A 20,733-nucleotide genomic window follows, 5' to 3' on the forward strand; every position below is an offset into this window, starting at 1 on the left:
AATAAATGGGTCAAAAGGTTCATCCAAAGGGGTTCAGGCTTGGAATTATTAGAGACTGGGATTCAAGATGGTTTGCAAATGACAAGGATTTTCAAAAGTATGTTCTTGAAGACTATAAAATCAGACGTCACATAAAAGAAAAACTCTACCATGCAGGTATTTCAAGAATTGAGATAGAAAGAGCAGCAAAAAGAGTAAAAGTTATTATTCACACTGCAAAACCAGGTATCGTTATTGGAAGAGCAGGTTCTGGTGTTGAAGCTCTCAGAAAAGAGCTTGAAAAATTAACAGGTGGAAAGACAATATCACTTGATATAAAAGAGATTAAAGTGCCAGAGCTTGACGCTCAGCTTGTTGCTGAGAACATTGCTGCTCAGCTTGAAAAGAGAGTTTCATTCAGAAAAGCTATGAAACAGGCAATGGCAAGGGCTTTGAGAAGCGGTGCAAAAGGTATCAAGACAATGGTATCTGGAAGACTTGGTGGTGCTGACATTGCAAGAACTGAGTGGTACAAGGAAGGAAGAATTCCTCTTCAGACTCTCAGAGCAGATATCGACTACGGCTTTGCAGAAGCTCATACAACATATGGTAGAATTGGTGTGAAAACATGGATTTACAAAGGTGATATCCTGCCACAGAAAGCAGCAGCTTCTGAAAAAGGAGGAGATAAGTAATGCTTATGCCAAAGCGTGTTAAGTGGAGAAAACAGCAAAGAGGTAGAATGAAAGGAAAAGCAACGAGAGGCAACTTTGTTGCGTATGGTGACTTTGGTATTATGGCGCTTGAGCCTGGCTGGATTACAAGCAACCAGATTGAGGCAGCCAGAGTTGCGATTGCAAGACACATCAAAAGAGGCGGAAAGGTATGGATAAAGATATTCCCTGACAAGCCTGTTACAAGAAAACCGGCAGAAACTCGTATGGGTTCTGGTAAAGGTTCGCCTGAGTACTGGGTTGCAGTTGTAAAGCCTGGCAGAGTGATGTTTGAGGTTGGCGGTGTTGATGAAGAGGTTGCAAAAGAGGCTTTGAGGCTTGCAATACACAAGTTACCTATCAAATGCAAGATTGTTTCAAGAGAAGAAGCTAAAGTGGGTGGTGAGGCAAATGAAGGCGTCTAAGATTAGAGAGATGACAACACAAGAACTTCATAATGAACTTAAGAAGTTAAAGAGGGAACTGTTTAATTTGAGGTTCCAGCTTGCAACAAATCAACTTGAAAACCCAATGAGAATTCGAGAGGTAAAAAGAACAATTGCAAGAATAAAAACAATAATGAGAGAAAGAGAACTTGAACAAGAAAGAGCAAATAAAAATGCAAAATAAAGCAGAATTAAGTGGGGAGGGAATGTAAGTGGAGCAAAAAAGAGGTATGAGAAAAACAAGAGTTGGTGTTGTTGTAAGTGACAAAATGGACAAAACAGTAGTAGTTGCAGTTGAAAGGCTTGTTCAGCATCCTCTTTATAAAAAGACTATAAAGAGAACAACAAAGTTCAAAGCTCATGATGAGAACAATGAGTGCAGAGTTGGAGATAAGGTTTTGATTATGGAGACAAGACCACTTTCTAAAGAAAAGAGATGGAGAGTTGTTCAAATCTTGGAAAGAGCAAAATAATTTAATACAGCTTAGCTTTTTAAAGGAGGGGAAATGAAAGATGATCCAACCACAGTCAAGGCTGAAGGTTGCTGACAACACGGGCGCTAAAGAAGTAATGTGTATAAGAGTTTTAGGTGGTTCTAATAGAAAGTTTGCAAATATAGGAGATGTAATAGTTTGTTCTGTCAAAGATGCAACACCAGGTGGCGTTGTAAAAAAAGGTGATGTTGTAAAAGCAGTAATTGTCAGAACACGCAAAGGTGTAAGAAGAGAGGATGGGACATATATAAGATTTGATGACAATGCTGCAGTGCTAATAAGAGAAGATGGAACTCCAAGAGGAACACGTATTTTTGGACCTGTTGCAAGAGAGCTTCGTGACAAGGATTTTATGAAGATAGTATCTCTTGCACCGGAAGTTCTATAAGCTATTTTGAGGAGGGAAGGTTATGCCAAACAAGGTTCATGTAAAAAAAGGTGACACTGTTGTAGTTATCTCTGGCAAATATAAAGGCAAACAAGGCAAAGTACTTACAGTATTGCCAAAAGATAAAAAAGTGGTAGTTGAAGGCGTCAATATTGTTAAAAAGCATGTAAGACCAAATCCGAAAATGCCGCAGGGTGGTATAATAACCCAAGAAGCACCAATTTGGGCGTGCAAGGTTATGCTTGTATGTCCAAAGTGTGGCAAACCAACAAGGATTGGTCACAGATTTATTCAAGAAGGTGAAGAAGAAAGAAAGGTCAGAACATGCAAAAAATGTGGTGAGATAATTGACTAATTGGCAAAGTGAAGGGAGGTAAATTGTTTATGGCACCAAGACTCAAAGAAAAGTATTTTCAGGAAGTTGTTCCTGCTATGATGCAAAAGTTCGGATACAAAAATGTTATGCAAGTGCCAAGACTTGCAAAGATTGTAGTAAATATTGGACTTGGAGAAGGTAAGGACAATCCAAAGGCTTTGGAAGCAGCAGTAAATGATTTGATGGCAATTACTGGGCAAAAACCAGTGGTCACACGTGCTAAAAAATCGATAGCAAACTTCAAACTCAGAAAAGGCATGCCTATAGGCTGCATGGTAACGTTAAGAGGCGATAGAATGTATGAGTTTTTGGATAAGATGATAAACCTCGCTCTTCCTAGAGTGAGAGACTTCAGAGGTGTATCAGATAAATCTTTCGATGGCCGAGGAAATTATTCGATAGGGTTTAAAGAACAGCTTGTTTTCCCTGAGATTGATTATGACAAGGTAGACAAGATAAGAGGACTTGAAGTTACTATTGTAACCTCAGCAAAGACTGACGAAGAAGCTAAAGAGCTTTTGAGACTTTTAGGAATGCCATTTGCAAGCTAAGAAATGAAAGAGGAGGTATATTAATGGCAAGGAAAGCTCTTATTATAAAACAGCAAAGACCTCAAAAGTTTTCCACAAGATATTACAATAGATGCAAGATATGCGGAAGGCCCAGAGCATATTTGAGAAAGTTTGGTGTTTGCAGACTGTGCTTTAGAAAGCTTGCTCACAATGGAGAGATACCGGGTGTCAAGAAAGCGAGCTGGTAATTTTTTAATTCGGAAGGAGGTAATAAGATGTACGTTATAGACCCGATTGCAGATATGCTTACACGTATTAGAAACGCAAACAATGCTCGCCATGAAGTTGTAGACATTCCAGCATCCAAAATGAAGAAAGCAATTGCCCAGATTTTGTTAGAAGAAGGGTTTATAAAAGATTATGAGATAATTGATGATGGCAAGAATGGGATTATCAGAATTAGATTAAAATATGGTCCGAATAAAGAAAGAGCAATAACAGGGCTCAAGAGAATATCAAAGCCAGGAAGAAGAGTTTATGCTGGCAAAGATGAGCTTCCAAGAGTGTTAGGCGGACTTGGCATTGCTATCATTTCTACATCAAAAGGAATAATGACAGATAAAAAGGCAAGGAAAGAAGGAGTTGGCGGAGAGGTCCTCTGCTACGTATGGTAACAACACTTTATTTTTGTTGGAGGTGAAATGATGTCAAGAATAGGCAGAAAACCTATTGATATACCCAGCGGTGTTGATGTCAAGATAGATGGGAATGTCATCACAGTAAAAGGTCCAAAAGGGACACTTACAAGAGAGATACATCCTGAAATGATTGTTAAGATAGAAAACAACCAGATAATTGTTCAAAGACCTTCTGATGAGAGGTTCCACAAAGCACTGCATGGCCTTACACGAACACTTATTGCTAACATGGTAGAAGGTGTGACAAAGGGTTATGAAAAAGTATTGGAAGTTGTTGGAATAGGTTACAGAGCTCAAAAACAGGGCAAAAAACTTATACTCAATGTTGGATATTCACACCCTGTTGAAATTGAAGAGCCTGCTGGCATTACTATTGAGGTTCCTGATCAGAACAGAATAATAGTAAAAGGAATTGACAAGCAACAGGTTGGCAACTTTGCTGCAAATATAAGAAAGGTAAGAGAACCAGACCCATATCTTGGAAAAGGTATCAAATATGCTGATGAAGTCTTGAGACTCAAAGAAGGAAAAGCCGGCAAAGGCGGTAAGAAATAGAGGGGAGTGATTGGGCTTGTATAAAAAGGTGAATAGAAATGAAAAGAGGCTTATAAGACACAAAAGAATTAGAAAAAAGGTTTTTGGCACAAGTGAAAGACCTCGTCTTTGTGTTTACAAGAGCTTGAAATATATTTATGCTCAGATAATTGACGATGAAAAAGGTCACACACTTGTTGCTGCATCATCGCTTGAGCCTGAAATCAAGTCAAGACTGTCATCTACAAAATCCATCGAGGCAGCAGAGTATGTAGGGAAAGTAATAGCTGAAAGGGCAAAAGAAAAGGGAATAACAAAGGTTGTGTTTGATAGAGGCGGTTATCCATATCATGGAAGAGTAAAAGCGCTTGCGGAAGCTGCAAGGCAAGCCGGTCTTGAGTTTTAATTTTAAAGGAGGGATATGGCTTGGCGCAAAAGAGAATTGATCCAAAGGGATTAGATTTAAAAGAAAGAGTTGTAAACATCAACAGAGTTGCAAAGGTTGTAAAGGGAGGAAAGAGATTAAAGTTTTCTGCTATTGTGGTTGTTGGTGATGAAAACGGTCATGTTGGTGCAGGACATGGAAAAGCTGCGGAAATTCCAGATGCTATCAGAAAAGCTATTGAGGATGCAAAGAAGCATCTAATTGAGGTGCCAATAGTTGGAACCACTATTCCACACGAAGCAATAGGCGATTTTGGAGCATCAAAGGTTTTGATAAAGCCTGCTCCAGAGGGTACTGGTGTTATTGCAGGCGGGGCTGTGAGAGCTGTGTGTGAGCTTGCTGGTATTAAAGATATAAGAACAAAGAGCCTTGGTTCTAACAACCCTGCGAACGTTGTTCATGCAACAATTGAGGCATTAAAACAGCTCAGACGTCCAGAAGAAGTTGCAAGAATCAGAGGAAAGACATTAGAAGAGATACTCAAGTAAAAAAGGAGGGAACTTTTTGCTATGAAGCTTTATGAACTCAAACCCGCACCAGGTTCTAAGAAAAGCAGAAAAAGAGTGGGACGTGGAGAGAGCTCTGGTCACGGTAAGACCTCGACAAGAGGTCACAAAGGCCAGTGGGCACGTTCTGGCGGTGGCGTTCGACCTGGTTTTGAAGGCGGGCAGATGCCACTTACCAGAAGAATTCCTAAGAGGGGCTTTAAAAATATCAATAAAAAGGTGTATACTGAAGTTAATGTAGAAAAGCTTGAGAGGTTTGACAATGACACTGTAATCACACCTGAGCTTCTTCTGAAGGAAAGGGTTATAAGCAAGATAGAGAAAGACGGCGTGAAGATTCTGGGAAGAGGAGAGCTGACAAAGAGGTTGATAGTGAGAGTACAGAAGGTTTCAGAAGGTGCAAGGAAGAAGATAGAAGCTGCTGGAGGAAAGGTAGAGGTGATTTAAAGTGTTTGAAACTATAAAGAACGCGTGGAGACTGCCCGACCTTCGAAGAAAGATTCTGTTTACACTTTTCATGATACTTGTTTTCAGACTGGGGGCGTTCATCCCAGTCCCCTATATTGATAGGGATGCTTTGGCAAAGGTTATAAACGACCTTACAATGCTTGGCTTTTTTGATGTTGTTGCAGGTGGAACATTTAAAAATATGAGTATATTTGCGATGAGCGTAACTCCATACATTAACTCCTCCATCATTATGCAGCTTTTGACAATTGCTATACCTGCACTTGAAGAGCTTGCAAAACAGGGTGAAGAAGGAAGAAAGAAACTTGCTGAGTGGACACGATATGGAACAGCTATCTTGGCATTTATCCAGGCAGTTGGTATCTATTTTGGACTTAAGAATGCAACTGGGCTCACTGGTGGTGTTCCAGTTATTACAGCTCAGGGTCAGGGATTTTTAGGTTTTATTACTATAACAATTACTCTTACAGCTGGAACTGTATTTTTGATGTGGATTGGTGAGCAGATAACAGAAAATGGTATAGGAAATGGTATTTCGCTGTTGATATTTGCAGGTATTATTTCAAGAATTCCGAATGGAGTAGTATCACTTTGGAACTATGTTGCAAAGCTGAACGAGTTTTCACTCACAAGCATTATTGGTGTGATTCTGTTTATAGTAATGGCACTTGCAATTATTGTGTTCATCATTGTTATTCAGGAAGGCGAAAGAAGAATACCTGTACAGTATGCAAAGAGAGTGGTTGGAAGAAGAGTTTATGGCGGACAGAGCACACACATTCCTATAAAGGTCAACATTGCAGGTGTTATTCCTATAATCTTTGCAATTTCGCTTGTGATGCTTCCAACAACAATTGCTCAATTTTTCCCAAATTCAGGATTCTATAAGTTTGTAAAAGCATATTTTTCATCAGGTTCGTTCTGGTATACATTCTTCTATGCACTGTTCATAATAGGGTTTACTTATTTTTACACAGCAATTGTATTCAATCCTGTTGAAATTGCTAACAATTTGAAAAACAACGGAGGATTCATTCCAGGTATCAGACCAGGCAAACCAACTGTAGATTTTATAACAAGAGTGCTTTCAAAAGTTACGTTTGCAGGTGCGCTGTTTTTAGCATTCATTGCCATTTTGCCAACCTTGGTTGGAATCATGTTCAAACACCAACTTAACATATACTTTGGTGGAACAAGCTTGCTGATTGTTGTGGGTGTTGCGCTTGAGACAATAAGGCAGATGGAAGCTCAGATGCTGATGCGTCACTACAAAGGCTTTTTGAGCTAAAAAGAGTGGATTATTGTTAGTGTGGAGGTATAGTAAAGATGAGGCTTATACTTTTAGGTGCACCTGGTGCTGGAAAGGGCACTCAGGCAGAGTATTTGAGCAAAAGATTCTCAATACCTCATATCTCAACAGGTGACATTTTAAGAGAGAATGTAAAGAATGAGACCGAGCTTGGCAAGAAAGCAAAGGAATATATGGACAAAGGTCTTTTGGTTCCAGACGAGATAGTAATTGAAATTGTCAAGGACAGGATTTCAAAAGAGGATTGCAAAAATGGGTTTTTACTTGATGGTTTTCCACGCACTATAGCCCAGGCAGAAGCCCTTGATAAAGTACTTCAAGAGCTCGGACAGAAGATTGACAAAGTTTTGAACATTGAAGTTCCGGACGAAAAGATTTTAGAGAGAATGTCTGGGCGAAGGATTTGCAAAAATTGCGGTGCAAGCTTCCATGTCATTTACAGGCCACCACAAAAAGAAGGTGTATGTGATGTATGTGGTGGAGAACTTTATCAAAGAGAAGATGATAAAGAGGAAACTGTCAAAAAGAGACTTGAAGTTTATCATGCACAAACACAGCCTTTAATTGATTATTACAGAGCAAAGGGCTTACTTGTTGTAGCTTACGGTCAGGAAGAAATAGCCGATACTACAAAAGAGGTCTTAAAAGCACTTGGCATAGAATAAGGAGCAAAGACTAAAAATGATTACTATAAAATCAGAAGCTGAGCTTGACTCGATGAGAGCAGCTGGCAGAATTGTTGCTATGGTTTTAAAAGAATTAGAAAAACTGATACGACCAGGTATCACCACAAAAGAGCTTGATGAATTTGCTGAAGAGTATATAATTAAAAATGGCGGGATACCATCATTTAAGGGATTGTATGGGTATCCTGCCTCCATATGTACCTCAGTCAACGATGAGGTAGTTCATGGAATTCCAGGTATGAGAAGGTTGGAAGATGGAGATATTATCAGTATAGATGTAGGAGTTTGTGTTGATGGACTTCATGCTGATGCTGCAAGGACCTTTGCTGTTGGAAATATTAGTGATACAGCAAGGTTTTTGATAAAGGTTACAGAAGAAAGCTTTTTTGAAGGTATTAAAAACGCGGTTGCTGGCAAGAGAGTTGGAGATATATCAAATAGTATACAAAGATACGTTGAAAGCCGTGGCTTCAGTGTTGTGAGGGATTTGGTGGGGCATGGAATAGGTAGAAAATTTCATGAGTCACCTCAGGTCCCTAACTTTGGCAAAGCTGGAGTTGGGATAAGGCTTATCAAGAACATGACCTTGGCGGTTGAACCTATGGTAAATGAGGGAAGTTACAAGGTGTACACTGACAAGGATGGTTGGACTGTAAAGACGCTCGATGGTAAGCTCTCTGCTCATTATGAGAATACCATAATCATAACTGAGAGCTTGCCAGAGATAATTACGTTATGAGGTGTAAGTAAAGATGGACCTACAAATAGGGCAGATTGTTCTGTCCAAAATGGGAAGAGATAAAAATAGGTTCTTTATAATTTTCGATATAACCGACGACGGGTATGTTTACCTTGTTGACGGAAAACTGCGGAAGATCAAAAAGCCCAAGAAGAAAAAGATAAAACACATAGCACCCACAATGTTTGTCTCAGAAGAGATAAAAGAAAAGATACTCAAGAAAAAGCTAACTGACGCAGAGGTTGCGAAGGTAATAGAGGAATTTGAGAATAGAAAAGAGTAGGGGGTTGATAAGCCTTGTCCAAGGAGGATGTAATTGAATTAGAAGGGACTGTGGTTGAGGCACTGCCAAACGCAATGTTCCAGGTCCAGCTTGACAATGGGCACAAAGTTCTTGCCCATGTGTCAGGAAAACTCAGAATGAATTTTATCAGGATACTTCCGGGTGATAGAGTGGTTGTTCAGCTATCACCGTATGATTTGACACGAGGAAGGATTGTTTGGAGGTCAAAATAAATTCTCTTTGAAAAAGGAGGAATAGAATAGAAATGAAGGTCAGACCATCTGTGAAACCCATATGCGAAAAGTGCAAGGTTATCAGAAGAAAAGGTAAGATAAGAATAATCTGCGAAAATCCAAAGCATAAACAAAGACAAGGTTAATTTATTGGAGGTGAATTTTTAGGATGGCACGAATTGCAGGTGTAGATTTACCAAGAGAAAAGAGAGTTGAGATAGCTCTGACATATATATTCGGGATTGGTCTTTCAAGGTCAAAACAGATTTTAAGGGATACTGGGGTTGACCCAAACAAAAGAGTAAAAGACCTCACAGACGATGAGGTTGCAAGAATCAGAGACTATATAGACAAGAATTTCAAGGTTGAAGGTGAACTGAGAGCTGAAATTGCAAGAAACATAAAGAGATTAATTGATATAAGATGTTATAGAGGTTTGAGACACTTAAGAGGTCTTCCTGTTCGTGGTCAAAGGACAAGAACAAATGCAAGAACAAGAAAAGGTCCAAGAAAAACTGTTGGTGTCATGAGAAAGAAATCATAAGAAGGAGGAGTAAATTGATATGGCAAGACCAGCAAGAAGAACTGTCAGACGTTCAGAAAGAAAGAATGTTGAAAAAGGCATTGCACACATTCATTCAACATTCAATAATACAATTGTTACAATTACTGATCCATCCGGTAATGCTATTGCATGGGCAAGTGCAGGAACATGTGGTTTTTCAGGAACCAAAAAAGGTACACCGTTTGCTGCTCAGCTTGCAGCAGAAAAGGCAGCAAAGATGGCAATGGACCATGGTATGAGAACTGTTGAGGTATACGTAAAAGGGCCAGGTGCAGGAAGAGAAGCTGCAATTAGAGCGCTTCAGGCAGCAGGACTTGAGGTAACACTCATAAAAGATGTTACTCCAATTCCGCACAACGGTTGCAGACCGCCAAAGAGAAGAAGAGTATAAAATTTTAGAGGAGGTGCGTTGTCTTGTCAAAATACATTGGACCAGACTGCAGACTGTGCAGAAGAGAAGGAATGAAATTATTCTTAAAAGGTGATAGATGTTATACCGAAAAGTGTGCGTTTGCAAGAAGACCATACCCACCAGGTCAGCATGGTCAGGAGAGAAAGAAACTTTCTGAATATGGTATGCAGCTGAGAGAAAAACAGAAAGTAAAAAGAATTTATGGTGTTTTAGAGACCCAGTTCAGAAGATATTTCGAAATGGCTGAAAAGATGAAAGGTATCGCTGGTGAAAACCTTTTGTCTTTGCTAGAAAGAAGACTTGACAATGTTGTCTACAGACTTGGATTTGCTTCTTCACGTGGCGAGGCAAGAGTTTTAGTATCCCATGCTCATTTTAAGGTAAATGGAAGAACTGTGAATATTCCATCTTATCTTGTAAAGGTTGGCGATGTAATAGAGGTTGACGAGAGAAGCAAATCTAAGACAAGGTTTGTTGAGATAAAAGAGAAGTATGCTAAAAAGCCTTCTCCAAAGTGGCTTGACAAGGACGCTGAGAACCTTGTAGGAAAGGTAATAGCTCTTCCAACAAGAGAAGATATTGATATGCCAATTAGAGAGCACCTGATAGTAGAGCTTTACTCCAAGTAATAAATGCCCTCACAAAATGCGTGTATGGTGTATTATTTTTAAGGAGGGTATATCAAGTTGATAGAATTTCAAAAACCAACAATAAGGTGTGAAGAGCTGAGCCCAGACAATAAATATGGGCGATATGTTATTGAGCCTCTGGAAAGAGGTTATGGTATAACAGTTGGAAATGCGCTCAGAAGAACACTTTTGTCGTCACTACCTGGTGCAGCAGTCACAGCAGTTAAGATTGATGGGGTGTTACATGAGTTTTCAACAATTCCAGGGGTCTTAGAAGATGTACCAGAGATAATACTCAATTTAAAAGGCTTGGCTATTAAGATGTCATCCCCAGGGCCAAAGGTAATGTACATTGAGGCTCAGGGCGAATGTGAAGTAAAAGCAAAAGATATAAAGGCAGATGCTGATATAGAGATTTGCAATCCGGACCATCATATTGCTACACTTAACTCTGACGCAAGACTTTTTATGGAGATAACAGTAAATCAAGGCAAAGGTTATGTACCGGCTGAAAGAAACAAACAGCCAAACCAGCCAATAGGTGTTATCCCTGTTGATTCTATTTATACACCTGTTGTAAAGGTCAACTACAAGGTTGAAAATACAAGAGTTGGTCAGGTGACCGACTATGATAAATTGACCATGGAGATATGGACAAATGGAACTATTCGTCCAGATGAGGCGCTAACTGTTGCCGCAAAGATTTTAATAGAGCATTTTAACCTGTTTACTGATCTTTCTAATATTCCTACAAAGATTGAGACAGTTGTAAAACAAGAGCCGCCGAAGAGAAATAAGCTACTGGACATGACAATAGAAGAGCTTGAGCTTTCAGTAAGGTCGTACAACTGTCTTAAGAGAGCAGGGATAAACACAGTTGAGGACCTTGTCAACAAGACTGAAGAAGAGATGATGAAGGTAAGGAACTTGGGCAAAAAGTCCTTAGAAGAGGTCATCCAAAAACTTCACAGCTTGGGACTTAGCCTCAAAAAGAGTGATAGCACGCCGAAGGAGGAGGAAGAAGAGAAATGAACAAATTAAGAAAACTCAAACGTGATACAGACCACAGACAGGCTCTTATGAGAAACTTGGCAACATCTTTGTTCAAGCATGGTAGAATAATGACAACAGAAGCAAAGGCAAAGGATTTAAGAAGAATAGCTGAAAAGCTTATAACCATAGCAAAAAAAGGTGATCTTGCATCATATAGAAGAGTTTTAGGATATTTGTATGAAGAAGATGTTGCATATGACCTGTTCCAGAAGATAGCTCCCAGATATCAGGGGAGAAATGGCGGTTATACAAGAATAATTAAGGTTGGGCCACGTAAAGGTGACGGTGCTATGATGGTTTATATAGAGCTTGTATAAGGTCAAAGAGGCATTTCCCTCTTTGGCCTTTTTGCTTTTTTGAGCTATCATCTCAATATACAAACAAAGTTTTGCTATTTACAAAATCAAAAGTGTGTGCTAATATTATTAATGCTTTTTGATTGTTACAAAAACGCTGCGGGATGGTGTAATGGTAGCACAGGTGACTCTGGATCACCTTGTCTAGGTTCGAGTCCTAGTCCCGCAGCCAAAAAGTGGCCCTATCGTCTAGAGGCCCAGGACACCGCCCTCTCACGGCGGAGACAGGGGTTCGAATCCCCTTAGGGCTACCAACTAAATAAAAAGTAATTCGTCTGCTCTCAAAATTTCAGAAACAAAAGGGGCAGACGATTTTATTATACTTATAAGATGAAAAATATAAATTATGGTGTGATGAGACATGGATAGTTTATTGAGAAAAAAATATGAGAAAGAAAATAATTGATGCGTTAGAAGAGCTGCTAGAAGAAAAGATTGCTGAAATTATTGACTTTGTAGAATATTTAAAAATCAAGGAAATCAAAAATAAAGAAAATAAAGAAACTTATGAATGGTTAAATTATAATGCAGAATGGCCAGAATACGAATGGGGCGAAAAGGGTTTACCTGAGTGTAAAAAAGTAAAGTTTATTAGTGAAATGTGGTTGTTAATTAAAGAAGCATAAAACATGCTGTTTCTCATACGAAGATAGAGAGACAGCTTTTTTTTATATCCCTTGACAAAAGTACCTTAAAAGTGTTATCATAGTATAAAAACCGAGTATACAAGTCGGAATTGGAGAGATATAAGATGTTCAGGTTATCTACAAAGGGAAGATATGGTGTCAGAGCAATGTTTGATTTGGCGCTTCACTATGATGAAGGGCTTGTATCTTTGAAGAACATAGCAGAGCGTCAGGAGATTTCTGAGCATTATTTAGAACAGCTCATTGCTGCCTTGAAAAAAGCAGGACTTGTCAAGAGTATAAGAGGTGCTCAGGGCGGCTATATGCTTTCAAGAGAGCCTTCAAAAATTACTATTGGTGAGATTTTAAGAGCGCTTGAGGGATCACTTTCGCCTTCTGAATGTATAGATGATATAGAAAGGGTTGACTGTCCAAGAGCAGAGTTTTGTGTGACAAGAAAGGTTTGGGAAAAGGTCAAAGAAGCAATAGAAAACGTTGTTGATTCTGTGACGCTCCAGGATTTGGTTGATGATTATAAAAAGATGACGGCAGACGAGTCATATATGTTTTATATCTAAAAAACGGGGTATAATAGTTATAGAAACCCTACTAAAATGATAAAAATAATGGGAGATGATATATATGGAAGGAAAAATTATTTATTTTGACCATGCAGCGACAACCCCTCTTAAAAAGGAAGTATTAGATGAGATGATGCCGTATTTGACAGAGCAGTACGGCAATCCTTCAACAATTTACAAGCTCGGAAGAGAAGCAAAAAAAGCTATTGAACTTGCAAGAGAAAGGGTCGCAAAGGCCTTAAATGCAGATATTCAAGAAATTTACTTTACCTCCGGTGGAACAGAATCAGATAACTGGGCATTAAAAGGAGTTGCTTTTGCAAATAAAGATAAAGGCAAGCATATTATAACAACAACAATAGAGCACCATGCAGTTTTGCATCCTCTAAAATATCTTGAAGGTTTAGGATTTGAAGTCACATATGTTCCTGTTGAGCCAAATGGCATTGTTGACCCTCAAAGAATAAAAGAGGCAATAAGAGATGACACTATTTTGATTTCTGTCATGCTTGCAAATAACGAAATTGGGACAATCCAGCCTGTCAAAGAGATAGCAAAGATAGCAAAGGAAAAGGGAATAATTGTTCATACAGATGCTGTTCAAGCAGTTGGGCAAATTCCTGTTGATGTGAAAGATTTGGGTGTCGACCTTTTATCACTTTCTGCTCATAAGTTCTATGGGCCAAAAGGTGTTGGTGCACTCTATATTAGAAAAGGGACAAAGATTCATCCATTTTCGCATGGAGGTGCACAGGAGAGAAATAGGCGTGCTGGAACAGAGAATGTAGCAGGGATTGTCGGACTTGGCAAGGCTATAGAGCTTGCAACTCAGAATCTTTCTGAGTATGCTGCAAAGCTTCAGAAACTGAGAGATAAGCTCATTGATGGTGTGCTGAGCAAAATTGATTATGTTCGACTCAATGGCGACAGAAACCAGAGACTTCCTAACAATGCAAACTTCTCATTTGAGTTTATTGAAGGTGAAAGTCTTCTTTTGATGCTTGACATGAAAGGAATTGCAGCATCAAGCGGGTCTGCATGTACATCAGGGTCTTTGGACCCTTCACATGTGCTGCTGGCAATTGGGCTTGAACACGAGGTTGCTCATGGGTCTTTGAGAATAACACTTGGTGAAGATAACACCGAGGAAGATATAGACTATCTTTTAGAAGTTTTACCTGAAATTGTTTCAAGACTAAGAGAAATGAGTCCGCTTTATGAAAGTGTAAAGAAAGGAGGCAAGTGATATGTATAGCGAAAAGGTTTTAGACCATTTTATGAACCCGCGAAATGTTGGTGAGATTGAGAATGCAGACGGTGTTGCTCAGGTTGGCAATCCGAAGTGTGGAGATATAATGAAGATGTATCTTAAAATAGAGAATGGTATAATAGTTGATGCAAAGTTTAAAACATTTGGCTGTGGTGCTGCTGTTGCAACAAGTTCAATGGCAACAGAGATGGTGAAAGGAAAGACAATAGAAGAAGCTTTGCAGATTACTAACAAAGCTGTTGCAGAAGCTTTAGACGGTCTTCCAGCTAACAAGCTCCACTGTTCGGTTTTAGCCGAAGAGGCAATTAAAGCCGCAATTGAAGACTATCTTAGCAAGCAAAAAAGCAAAAATACCAACTAAACTTACTTTAAAAGGGTGAGATTTTTTGAAGAAAAAAGTCCTGGTTGCTATGAGTGGAGGTGTAGATTCTTCTGTTGCAGCTGCAATCCTGAAAGAAGAAGGGTATGAAGTATATGGAGCAACAATGCAGATTTGGCAAACTGAAACTGAGGATGAGTTAATTCGCGAAAAGAGCTGTTGTTCTCTTACTGCTGTTGACGATGCACGAAGGGTTGCTCATATTCTTGACATACCATACTATGTCTTTAATATGAAAGATGATTTTAAAAAAGAGGTCATAAACTATTTTGTTGACGAATATATAAAAGGCAGAACGCCAAATCCTTGCATTATGTGCAACAGGAAAATCAAATTTGAACTTTTTTTAAAAAAGGCAATGGTGCTTGGCATGGATTACATTGCAACAGGTCATTATGCCATAATAGAATACGATAAAAGTCTATGTAGATATCTCTTGAAAAGGTCAAAAGCAAGAGAAAAAGACCAAACTTATGTGCTTTACAACATGACCCAGGAAATGCTTTCAAAAACACTTTTTCCTCTTGGTAGGTTCTCCAAAGATGAGGTTCGAAAACTTGCTGAGAAATTCAAGCTTCCTGTTGCAAGAAAACCTGACTCTCAGGAAATTTGTTTTATCCCGGACAATGACTATGGAAGTTTTATTGAAAAAGAGACAGGAATAAAGGATGAAGGTATATATGTTGACACAGAGGGAAATATACTTGGCAAAAGCAAAGCGTATTACAATTACACCATCGGTCAGAGAAAAGGACTTGGAATTTCTACCGGGAAAAGGATGTATGTAGTTGATATAAAACCTGAGGAGAACAAAGTTGTTTTGGGAGAAGAAGACAAAATATTTTCGGATGGTCTGATTGCTTATGATTTGAACTTTATACCGTTTGATAAATTGGAATCTGAGTTAGAAGTAACAGCAAAGATACGATATACTGCAAAAGAGGCAAAAGCAAGAATTATACCTGCGCAGAATAATAAAGTACTTGTCAAGTTTTATGAAAAACAGCGTGCCATAACACCAGGGCAGTCTGTTGTGTTCTACAGCGGCGATATTGTTGTTGGCGGCGGAATAATAGAAAAAGCCCTCTGATGAGGGCTTATATTTTTACAAATATTGGCTCAAGATTTTCAAATTTTGTTAAATATTTAAAACCAATGCTCTTTAGCATATCAACAGTATAATCGAACATATATGCAATGTATTCTGTAGAGTGCGCATCTGACCCAAGCGTAATTATTTCGCCACCCAATTCATAAAATCGTTTCAAGATTTTATATTCTGGATGTGGCATTCCAAGACCATATCTAAAACCAGAGGTATTAACTTCAATTCCTTTTCCTTTAAGAATAAGCAGTTTTAATATCTCATCTATCAAATTCCAATACTCTTCTTTATCTAAATCTTTGTTCTCATAATCTCCATATCGTTTGACAATGTCAAGATGGCCATATACACAAAATTTGTCAAAGCTTTTGATGAGGTTCAGAGTCTCTTCAAAGTATCTTATATAGGCCTGCTGTTTTGTTTTTCCCTGATAGAAAACACCATCTGCTAAATCTTGAAAGTCTACAACATGAGTTGAGGCAATTACAAAGTCAAAGGAGTAGGCATTTAGAATCTCTAAGCTTTTTTCTATAGAATGTGGTTGCAGCCCCACCTCACTACCGAGTTTAATTTTTATCTTGCTGCTGTATTTTTCTTTGATAGAATAAAACTCACTGATGTAATCTTCATAGTTAATATCCCAAACAGGGTATGAAACCGTCGGGTATAAAAGGTCCATGTGGTCTGTAAAAGCTATCTCATCAAGCTTGAGTTCTATAGCCTTTTTTACAGCATCTTCCATACTCATATTTGAGTCTGATGAAAAGTTAGAATGAATGTGGTAGTCAAACATAGCAAGTCATCTCCTTTAAAAAGAGTTTTTTTGCACACAATCAAATTGTATGATATTTTATTGACAATAGCAATTGTTAAAAAGGGTGATTTTTATGATTCAGCTCAAAAACGAACCGATGAAGGTAATTAAGACCCTAAATCAGCATGGATTTAAAGCATATTTGGTTGGTGGATGTCTGAGAGACTATCTGCTGTCGAAAGAGCCTGAGGATTTTGACATTGCAACAGATGCAAAACCTGAAGATGTAATTCATCTTTTTGAAAAGACCATTCCAACAGGGATAAAACATGGAACAGTAACAGTGATTATAAATGGAGTCAAGATAGAGGTTACCACATTTAGAGTAGAAAAGGAATATGAAAACCACAGATGGCCAAAAGTAGAGTTTACAAACAGTCTTTTTGAAGACCTCAGAAGAAGGGATTTTACTATAAATGCTATGGCATATCATCCGGATGAAGGACTTATAGATTATTTCGGTGGAATTGAGGACTTGAAGAATAAAATTGTTAGATGTGTTGGCAATCCACACGAGAGGTTTTTTGAAGATGCACTGAGAATTTTGAGATGTATAAGGTTTGCAACGCAGCTAAGTTTTGTCATAGAAAATGAAACTTTTGAGGCACTAAAAAGCCTAAAAGATCTTTTAAAAAAAATCTCAAAGGAAAGAATAAATATAGAACTATCAAAGACTTTAGAAAGCAAAAATTCTTCTTACGGGCTTGAACTTCTTTATGAAAGCAGTGTGGGCAGTATTATAATTCCTGAGTATTCGCAAATATACCTGTATTTGAGCCAAGTAGACTTTGATTTTATTCCTACAAAGTTCAAAGTTCCTGCATTTTTTGCTTGTTTGAAAGATAATACATTAATTGAAAAACTAATGAGAGATTTGAAGTTTGAAAAAAAGAAAATTAATGCTGCTGTTAAACTTTGCAATTATTTAACCATGGAATGCTCTCAAGATAAACTTGTCAAAAAGATTTTTTTCGAGGAGGAAAAAGAAGCTGAAGAAATTCTGACAACCATTTCTATTTTAAAATCAGACCATAGAATTTTACAAATATTCAATGATTTGAAAAGAGAAAATAAGCTCATCCACAAAAAAGATGTTCAACTCAGTGGAGAAGATTTATTGGTTTTAGGTTTAAGGGGAGAAATGATAGGAAAGGTTTTAAACAGTGTATATGAATATATCTTAGAAAATCCTGAGAAAAATAATAAAGACGAAATATTAAACTATGTTAATTTGTATCTTCAGCAGGGTAAAAATTAATAAACAGAATTTTTAAACGAGGAGATGAGCGAATGTTACCAACTACAAACGAACTTGGATACTACGAAATTCGACTTGAAAGCATTGGCGGACTTGGTGCAAATGTTGCGGGCAAGATTTTGGCTGAGGCAGGTGTTGTTGGAAGTGGACTAAATGCCTTAAATTTTGCAAGTTATGGCTCTGAAAAGAAAGGTTCACCTGTAAAGTCGTATATAAGATTTGCTCCAAAGGAAAAGCAGATAAGAATTAATTCGCCTGTTGTTCAGCCTCATCTGGTTGCTATATTTCACGAAAATATGGTAAATACAGACCCCGTCACACAAGGACTTAGAAAAGATGGAATAGTTATCCTGAACACAAGCAAGAGCGTGGATGAGGCTCGAGACTTTTTAAAACTTGCAAGTGGCACGGTGGCAACAGTGGATGCAATAAGGATTGCCCTTGAAGTTAAAACAAGGATTAACATGGTTATGCTTGGGGCAATTGTAAGAATGCTTGGGTTTATCAGCTTAGATAGCGTGAAAGAGGTTGTTAAACAAACTTTTGAGAAAAAATATCCACAGACAATTGCGTCCAACATGGCAGGTCTTGAAGCTGGATATAACCAGGTAGAATCTAAGTTTTTTGAATATGATGGTAAATACCAGTATGTGGAGTACCAGGAAGAAAGAAGACCTATGGGATATAAAAACGCTCCGATTGGAGGAACTATTGTAGAATATGCAAACACAATAACAAAAAACAATATAACCAGCAGGATTGGGAAAATTCCTGTGTTTATAAAAGAAAAATGCATCAACTGTGGGCTTTGTGAAACAACATGCCCTGATTATGTCTTTGTTTGGGATAGAAGGATTGAAAATGGTAAGTTAAAGATGTTTAATCTGGGACCTGATTATCAATATTGTAAAGGATGCCTAAGATGTGTTGATATTTGTCCTACAGGTGCACTTGTTGAAGGAATTGAAAGGGAATATGACATAGAAAAAATCTCTGCAAAACATGATTTTGATATATATGAAAAATGGTATGAGGATGGTGAGAAGAGATGATAAAACCACAAGAGACAATCTTTGAAAGTGGGAATGAAATGGCAGCTTTGGCTGCATCACAGATAAATTATCATATTATGGGATACTATCCTATTACACCTTCTACCCAGATTGCTGAAGAACTTGACCAGATGCGAGCAGATGGACTTCATGATATTTTATTGATTGCGGCAGACGGTGAACATGGTGCTGCAGGGATCTGTTACGGTGCTTCTTTGGGCGGTGGCAGAGTTTTTAATGCGACAAGTGCAAATGGGCTTATGTATGCTTTAGAGCAGCTTCCTGTTCAATCTGGAACAAGATTTCCAATGGTATTAAATCTTGTTACACGTTCAATTTCTGGACCTCTTGACATAAAAGGTGACCATAGCGATTTGATGTTCACATTAAATACCGGCTGGATAATACTTCTTGCCAAAGACCCGCAAAGAGTCTACGACATGAACATAATGGCAGTAAAGATTGGTGAACATCCTGATGTAAATCTTCCTGTAATTGTTGCATATGATGGATTTTTTACAAGCCATCAAAAGAGGGTTGTGAGCTATTTTAAGAATAAAGAAGATGTTCAGGAGTTTGTTGGAAAGCTCCCGCCAAAGCGAGTGGTTGCAATAGATCCTGAAAATCCTGTTACAATTGGACCTTATATGAATGAACCCGACCTTATAAACAACAAATATCAACTCAGCAAGGCAATGGATAAAGCGTATGAGATAATTCCACAAGTATTCGAGGAATTTTATAAGATTAGCGGTAGAAAATATGAGCTGGTTGAAGGATATAGAATGGAAGATGCACAGATAGCTATATTTGCCTTAAATTCCACTTATGATACCGTATGTGAAGCTGTTGACATTTTAAGGCAGAAAGGTATAAAAGTTGGTGTTGCAACAACAAACGTGCTAAGACCATGGCCAAAAAAAGAAATCCAGGAGCTTTTGAAAAATGTAAAGCTTCTGGCAGTGTTAGACAGGCAAGAAAGCTACGGTGCAAAAGGTGGCAATATGACAATTGAAATCAAAGCAACACTTCAAGAGCTTGAAAAAGGTCCAAAGGTAATCAGCAGAATCTATGGACTTGGTGGCAAGGACTTTTTCCTGGAAGATGCTCTGACTCTCTTTGAAGATATGAACCTTGTACTGGAAGGCAAAAAAGAAATACCAGATTTTGATTATATCGGAGCATACCCGGGAGATGAAAATTATGTTCCTAAAAGGTATATGAAACCTATAAAAGCAGAATGGACCAAGAACATTGCGCTAAACACGCGTGATTTGACAGCAATGCCAAAACGAATTGTTCCTGGCCATGGCGCATGTCCTGGCTGTGGTATATTCCCTAACTTGAATCTTCTTTTGAAGGGGATTGAAGGGGATGTGGTACTTCTTTTCCATACAGGGTGTGGCATGGTTGTAACCACAGCTTATCCTCAAACAGCTTTCAGAACAACTTATGTTCACAACCTTTTCCAAAATGGTGCAGCAACACTTTCTGGACTTGTTGAGATGTACAACCAGAGAAGAAAGAGAGGAGAAATTCCTGACAGGGACCTGACATTTATCCTTGTGACAGGTGATGGTGGAAACGACATAGGTATGGGTCCTACAATTGGTGCTGCGCTGAGAAACCATAAGATGATAATCTTTGAGTACGACAATGGGGGCTATATGAATACAGGGTACCAGCTTTCGTACACCACGCCTTACGGAGCATCTACATCAACTTCACATGTTGGAAAGGCTCAGTTTGGAAAATCGACCTTCCATAAAGACACTCCTCAGATAATGGCTGCAACAAATGTTCCATACGTTGCCACAGTGGCAG

The 20,733-nt window shown here is 38.5% G+C and carries 33 protein-coding genes and 2 tRNA genes (1 of these 35 running past the window's edge); 34 read left to right on the plus strand and 1 reads right to left on the minus strand.

Translation table 11 applies throughout. The annotated features are described in order from the left end of the window. The first annotated feature begins 5 nt into the window (after positions 1 to 5). From rpsC to mnmA, 31 genes are all read left to right on the plus strand, one after another. The gene (gene rpsC, locus OTK01_RS04940) at positions 6 to 674 is read left to right on the plus strand and encodes a 30S ribosomal protein S3 (protein WP_013402926.1); all 669 of its coding nucleotides are present in this window, start codon (positions 6 to 8) and stop codon (positions 672 to 674) included. Next, on the plus strand, positions 674 to 1,117 hold the full coding sequence (gene rplP / locus OTK01_RS04945; protein WP_013402927.1) for a 50S ribosomal protein L16: 444 nt from the start codon (positions 674 to 676) through the stop codon (positions 1,115 to 1,117). Before rpsC ends, rplP begins: the two co-directional genes overlap by 1 nt. Continuing rightward, positions 1,104 to 1,322 carry a 50S ribosomal protein L29 gene (gene rpmC, locus OTK01_RS04950; RefSeq protein WP_013290158.1) on the plus strand — a complete coding sequence of 73 codons (219 nt, stop codon included), beginning with the start codon at positions 1,104 to 1,106 and terminating at the stop codon, positions 1,320 to 1,322. Before rplP ends, rpmC begins: the two co-directional genes overlap by 14 nt. 28 nt (positions 1,323 to 1,350) lie before the next feature. Next, positions 1,351 to 1,611, plus strand: coding sequence for a 30S ribosomal protein S17 (gene rpsQ / locus OTK01_RS04955; protein ID WP_013402929.1), 261 nt, complete (start codon positions 1,351 to 1,353; stop codon positions 1,609 to 1,611). A gap of 40 nt (positions 1,612 to 1,651) precedes the next feature. Beyond that, entirely contained in the window at positions 1,652 to 2,020 is a 369-nt protein-coding gene (gene rplN / locus OTK01_RS04960) for a 50S ribosomal protein L14 (RefSeq protein WP_013290160.1), read from the plus strand. Between the two features lie 22 nt (positions 2,021 to 2,042). After that, on the plus strand, positions 2,043 to 2,375 hold the full coding sequence (rplX, locus tag OTK01_RS04965) for a 50S ribosomal protein L24 (protein WP_013290161.1): 333 nt from the start codon (positions 2,043 to 2,045) through the stop codon (positions 2,373 to 2,375). A gap of 29 nt (positions 2,376 to 2,404) precedes the next feature. Then, positions 2,405 to 2,947, plus strand: a complete 543-nt coding sequence (gene rplE / locus OTK01_RS04970; RefSeq protein WP_013290162.1) for a 50S ribosomal protein L5 — start codon at positions 2,405 to 2,407, stop codon at positions 2,945 to 2,947. A gap of 23 nt (positions 2,948 to 2,970) precedes the next feature. Continuing rightward, positions 2,971 to 3,156, plus strand: a complete 186-nt coding sequence (locus OTK01_RS04975; protein WP_011917778.1) for a type Z 30S ribosomal protein S14 — start codon at positions 2,971 to 2,973, stop codon at positions 3,154 to 3,156. A 27-nt stretch (positions 3,157 to 3,183) separates the two neighbouring features. Then, a complete protein-coding gene (gene rpsH / locus OTK01_RS04980; protein ID WP_013290163.1) occupies positions 3,184 to 3,582 on the plus strand; it encodes a 30S ribosomal protein S8 in 399 nt (132 codons plus the stop codon). A 30-nt stretch (positions 3,583 to 3,612) separates the two neighbouring features. After that, positions 3,613 to 4,161 (plus strand): 50S ribosomal protein L6, encoded by a 549-nt coding sequence (gene rplF, locus OTK01_RS04985; protein WP_013432986.1) that lies wholly within the window; start codon positions 3,613 to 3,615, stop codon positions 4,159 to 4,161. Between the two features lie 16 nt (positions 4,162 to 4,177). Further along, on the plus strand, positions 4,178 to 4,546 hold the full coding sequence (rplR, locus tag OTK01_RS04990) for a 50S ribosomal protein L18 (protein ID WP_013402933.1): 369 nt from the start codon (positions 4,178 to 4,180) through the stop codon (positions 4,544 to 4,546). 20 nt (positions 4,547 to 4,566) lie between these two features. Continuing rightward, positions 4,567 to 5,073, plus strand: a complete 507-nt coding sequence (rpsE, locus tag OTK01_RS04995) for a 30S ribosomal protein S5 (protein WP_013402934.1) — start codon at positions 4,567 to 4,569, stop codon at positions 5,071 to 5,073. 21 nt (positions 5,074 to 5,094) lie between these two features. Continuing rightward, a complete protein-coding gene (gene rplO / locus OTK01_RS05000; protein ID WP_013432984.1) occupies positions 5,095 to 5,538 on the plus strand; it encodes a 50S ribosomal protein L15 in 444 nt (147 codons plus the stop codon). A gap of 1 nt (position 5,539) precedes the next feature. After that, complete coding sequence (gene secY / locus OTK01_RS05005; protein WP_013432983.1) at positions 5,540 to 6,847, plus strand: preprotein translocase subunit SecY; 1,308 nt, start codon at positions 5,540 to 5,542, stop codon at positions 6,845 to 6,847. Between the two features lie 38 nt (positions 6,848 to 6,885). After that, the gene (locus OTK01_RS05010; RefSeq protein ID WP_013432982.1) at positions 6,886 to 7,533 is read left to right on the plus strand and encodes an adenylate kinase; all 648 of its coding nucleotides are present in this window, start codon (positions 6,886 to 6,888) and stop codon (positions 7,531 to 7,533) included. A 16-nt stretch (positions 7,534 to 7,549) separates the two neighbouring features. Beyond that, positions 7,550 to 8,293, plus strand: a complete 744-nt coding sequence (gene map, locus OTK01_RS05015; RefSeq protein WP_013432981.1) for a type I methionyl aminopeptidase — start codon at positions 7,550 to 7,552, stop codon at positions 8,291 to 8,293. 13 nt (positions 8,294 to 8,306) lie between these two features. After that, positions 8,307 to 8,576: a KOW domain-containing RNA-binding protein gene (locus OTK01_RS05020; protein ID WP_029227881.1), complete on the plus strand. Its 270-nt coding sequence runs from the start codon at positions 8,307 to 8,309 to the stop codon at positions 8,574 to 8,576. Positions 8,577 to 8,590: 14 nt separating this feature from the next. Continuing rightward, complete coding sequence (infA, locus tag OTK01_RS05025) at positions 8,591 to 8,809, plus strand: translation initiation factor IF-1 (protein ID WP_013290172.1); 219 nt, start codon at positions 8,591 to 8,593, stop codon at positions 8,807 to 8,809. 32 nt (positions 8,810 to 8,841) lie between these two features. After that, positions 8,842 to 8,955, plus strand: a complete 114-nt coding sequence (rpmJ, locus tag OTK01_RS05030; protein WP_011917767.1) for a 50S ribosomal protein L36 — start codon at positions 8,842 to 8,844, stop codon at positions 8,953 to 8,955. A gap of 23 nt (positions 8,956 to 8,978) precedes the next feature. Then, positions 8,979 to 9,353 carry a 30S ribosomal protein S13 gene (rpsM, locus tag OTK01_RS05035; protein ID WP_013432979.1) on the plus strand — a complete coding sequence of 125 codons (375 nt, stop codon included), beginning with the start codon at positions 8,979 to 8,981 and terminating at the stop codon, positions 9,351 to 9,353. 19 nt (positions 9,354 to 9,372) lie between these two features. Beyond that, the gene (gene rpsK / locus OTK01_RS05040; RefSeq protein WP_011917765.1) at positions 9,373 to 9,765 is read left to right on the plus strand and encodes a 30S ribosomal protein S11; all 393 of its coding nucleotides are present in this window, start codon (positions 9,373 to 9,375) and stop codon (positions 9,763 to 9,765) included. A 23-nt stretch (positions 9,766 to 9,788) separates the two neighbouring features. Beyond that, positions 9,789 to 10,415, plus strand: a complete 627-nt coding sequence (gene rpsD / locus OTK01_RS05045; protein WP_013432978.1) for a 30S ribosomal protein S4 — start codon at positions 9,789 to 9,791, stop codon at positions 10,413 to 10,415. Positions 10,416 to 10,472: 57 nt separating this feature from the next. Beyond that, positions 10,473 to 11,447 (plus strand): DNA-directed RNA polymerase subunit alpha, encoded by a 975-nt coding sequence (locus tag OTK01_RS05050; protein WP_013402940.1) that lies wholly within the window; start codon positions 10,473 to 10,475, stop codon positions 11,445 to 11,447. After that, a complete protein-coding gene (gene rplQ, locus OTK01_RS05055; RefSeq protein ID WP_013402941.1) occupies positions 11,444 to 11,785 on the plus strand; it encodes a 50S ribosomal protein L17 in 342 nt (113 codons plus the stop codon). Before OTK01_RS05050 ends, rplQ begins: the two co-directional genes overlap by 4 nt. A 137-nt stretch (positions 11,786 to 11,922) precedes the next feature. Continuing rightward, a tRNA-Gln gene (locus OTK01_RS05060) sits at positions 11,923 to 11,996 on the plus strand. A 6-nt stretch (positions 11,997 to 12,002) separates the two neighbouring features. Next, positions 12,003 to 12,078, plus strand: a tRNA-Glu gene (locus tag OTK01_RS05065). A gap of 132 nt (positions 12,079 to 12,210) precedes the next feature. Continuing rightward, a complete protein-coding gene (locus OTK01_RS05070; RefSeq protein ID WP_029227880.1) occupies positions 12,211 to 12,450 on the plus strand; it encodes a hypothetical protein in 240 nt (79 codons plus the stop codon). A 125-nt stretch (positions 12,451 to 12,575) separates the two neighbouring features. Continuing rightward, on the plus strand, positions 12,576 to 13,028 hold the full coding sequence (locus OTK01_RS05075; protein ID WP_013432976.1) for an RrF2 family transcriptional regulator: 453 nt from the start codon (positions 12,576 to 12,578) through the stop codon (positions 13,026 to 13,028). Positions 13,029 to 13,092: 64 nt separating this feature from the next. Then, on the plus strand, positions 13,093 to 14,277 hold the full coding sequence (gene nifS / locus OTK01_RS05080; RefSeq protein ID WP_014042516.1) for a cysteine desulfurase NifS: 1,185 nt from the start codon (positions 13,093 to 13,095) through the stop codon (positions 14,275 to 14,277). A 1-nt stretch (position 14,278) separates the two neighbouring features. Then, on the plus strand, positions 14,279 to 14,662 hold the full coding sequence (gene nifU, locus OTK01_RS05085) for a Fe-S cluster assembly scaffold protein NifU (RefSeq protein WP_013402945.1): 384 nt from the start codon (positions 14,279 to 14,281) through the stop codon (positions 14,660 to 14,662). 25 nt (positions 14,663 to 14,687) lie between these two features. Further along, a complete protein-coding gene (gene mnmA / locus OTK01_RS05090; RefSeq protein WP_029227879.1) occupies positions 14,688 to 15,770 on the plus strand; it encodes a tRNA 2-thiouridine(34) synthase MnmA in 1,083 nt (360 codons plus the stop codon). A 7-nt stretch (positions 15,771 to 15,777) separates the two neighbouring features. Here the strand turns inward: mnmA and OTK01_RS05095 are convergent, their stop codons facing one another. Next, positions 15,778 to 16,578 carry a histidinol-phosphatase HisJ family protein gene (locus OTK01_RS05095; protein ID WP_029227878.1) on the minus strand — a complete coding sequence of 267 codons (801 nt, stop codon included), beginning with the start codon at positions 16,576 to 16,578 and terminating at the stop codon, positions 15,778 to 15,780. Between the two features lie 94 nt (positions 16,579 to 16,672). Here OTK01_RS05095 and OTK01_RS05100 point away from each other — a divergent pair, with 94 nt between their 5' ends. The 3 genes in view from OTK01_RS05100 to OTK01_RS05110 are tightly spaced (at most 32 nt apart) and all read left to right on the plus strand, a layout consistent with a single transcriptional unit that may run on beyond the window. Then, on the plus strand, positions 16,673 to 17,857 hold the full coding sequence (locus OTK01_RS05100) for a CCA tRNA nucleotidyltransferase (protein ID WP_029227877.1): 1,185 nt from the start codon (positions 16,673 to 16,675) through the stop codon (positions 17,855 to 17,857). Positions 17,858 to 17,889: 32 nt separating this feature from the next. Continuing rightward, entirely contained in the window at positions 17,890 to 18,909 is a 1,020-nt protein-coding gene (locus OTK01_RS05105; RefSeq protein ID WP_029227876.1) for a 2-oxoacid:acceptor oxidoreductase family protein, read from the plus strand. Continuing rightward, positions 18,906 to 20,733 carry the 5' portion of a thiamine pyrophosphate-dependent enzyme gene (locus OTK01_RS05110; RefSeq protein WP_029227875.1) on the plus strand. 380 nt of this gene lie beyond the right edge of the window, so only the first 1,828 of its 2,208 coding nucleotides appear in the window; it begins with the start codon at positions 18,906 to 18,908; its stop codon lies beyond the right edge, outside the window. Before OTK01_RS05105 ends, OTK01_RS05110 begins: the two co-directional genes overlap by 4 nt.

It is taken from the genome of Caldicellulosiruptor acetigenus (assembly GCF_026914305.1).
Lineage (GTDB): Bacteria > Bacillota > Thermoanaerobacteria > Caldicellulosiruptorales > Caldicellulosiruptoraceae > Caldicellulosiruptor > Caldicellulosiruptor acetigenus.

Coding starts and splice junctions, on each gene's coding strand:
- rplN (WP_013290160.1), top strand. CDS start 1,652: ATGATCCAACCACAGTCAAGGCTGAAGGTTGCTGACAACACGGGCGCT.
- nifS (WP_014042516.1), top strand. CDS start 13,093: ATGGAAGGAAAAATTATTTATTTTGACCATGCAGCGACAACCCCTCTT.
- rplE (WP_013290162.1), top strand. CDS start 2,405: ATGGCACCAAGACTCAAAGAAAAGTATTTTCAGGAAGTTGTTCCTGCT.
- rplO (WP_013432984.1), top strand. CDS start 5,095: ATGAAGCTTTATGAACTCAAACCCGCACCAGGTTCTAAGAAAAGCAGA.
- rplX (WP_013290161.1), top strand. CDS start 2,043: ATGCCAAACAAGGTTCATGTAAAAAAAGGTGACACTGTTGTAGTTATC.
- map (WP_013432981.1), top strand. CDS start 7,550: ATGATTACTATAAAATCAGAAGCTGAGCTTGACTCGATGAGAGCAGCT.
- OTK01_RS05020 (WP_029227881.1), top strand. CDS start 8,307: ATGGACCTACAAATAGGGCAGATTGTTCTGTCCAAAATGGGAAGAGAT.
- rpmJ (WP_011917767.1), top strand. CDS start 8,842: ATGAAGGTCAGACCATCTGTGAAACCCATATGCGAAAAGTGCAAGGTT.
- OTK01_RS05075 (WP_013432976.1), top strand. CDS start 12,576: ATGTTCAGGTTATCTACAAAGGGAAGATATGGTGTCAGAGCAATGTTT.
- OTK01_RS05105 (WP_029227876.1), top strand. CDS start 17,890: ATGTTACCAACTACAAACGAACTTGGATACTACGAAATTCGACTTGAA.
- rpsK (WP_011917765.1), top strand. CDS start 9,373: ATGGCAAGACCAGCAAGAAGAACTGTCAGACGTTCAGAAAGAAAGAAT.
- rpmC (WP_013290158.1), top strand. CDS start 1,104: ATGAAGGCGTCTAAGATTAGAGAGATGACAACACAAGAACTTCATAAT.
- nifU (WP_013402945.1), top strand. CDS start 14,279: ATGTATAGCGAAAAGGTTTTAGACCATTTTATGAACCCGCGAAATGTT.
- rplF (WP_013432986.1), top strand. CDS start 3,613: ATGTCAAGAATAGGCAGAAAACCTATTGATATACCCAGCGGTGTTGAT.
- rpsH (WP_013290163.1), top strand. CDS start 3,184: ATGTACGTTATAGACCCGATTGCAGATATGCTTACACGTATTAGAAAC.
- rplQ (WP_013402941.1), top strand. CDS start 11,444: ATGAACAAATTAAGAAAACTCAAACGTGATACAGACCACAGACAGGCT.
- rpsC (WP_013402926.1), top strand. CDS start 6: ATGGGTCAAAAGGTTCATCCAAAGGGGTTCAGGCTTGGAATTATTAGA.
- OTK01_RS05095 (WP_029227878.1), bottom strand. CDS start 16,578: ATGTTTGACTACCACATTCATTCTAACTTTTCATCAGACTCAAATATG.
- OTK01_RS05100 (WP_029227877.1), top strand. CDS start 16,673: ATGATTCAGCTCAAAAACGAACCGATGAAGGTAATTAAGACCCTAAAT.
- rplP (WP_013402927.1), top strand. CDS start 674: ATGCTTATGCCAAAGCGTGTTAAGTGGAGAAAACAGCAAAGAGGTAGA.
- OTK01_RS04975 (WP_011917778.1), top strand. CDS start 2,971: ATGGCAAGGAAAGCTCTTATTATAAAACAGCAAAGACCTCAAAAGTTT.
- OTK01_RS05070 (WP_029227880.1), top strand. CDS start 12,211: ATGAGAAAGAAAATAATTGATGCGTTAGAAGAGCTGCTAGAAGAAAAG.
- rpsM (WP_013432979.1), top strand. CDS start 8,979: ATGGCACGAATTGCAGGTGTAGATTTACCAAGAGAAAAGAGAGTTGAG.
- OTK01_RS05010 (WP_013432982.1), top strand. CDS start 6,886: ATGAGGCTTATACTTTTAGGTGCACCTGGTGCTGGAAAGGGCACTCAG.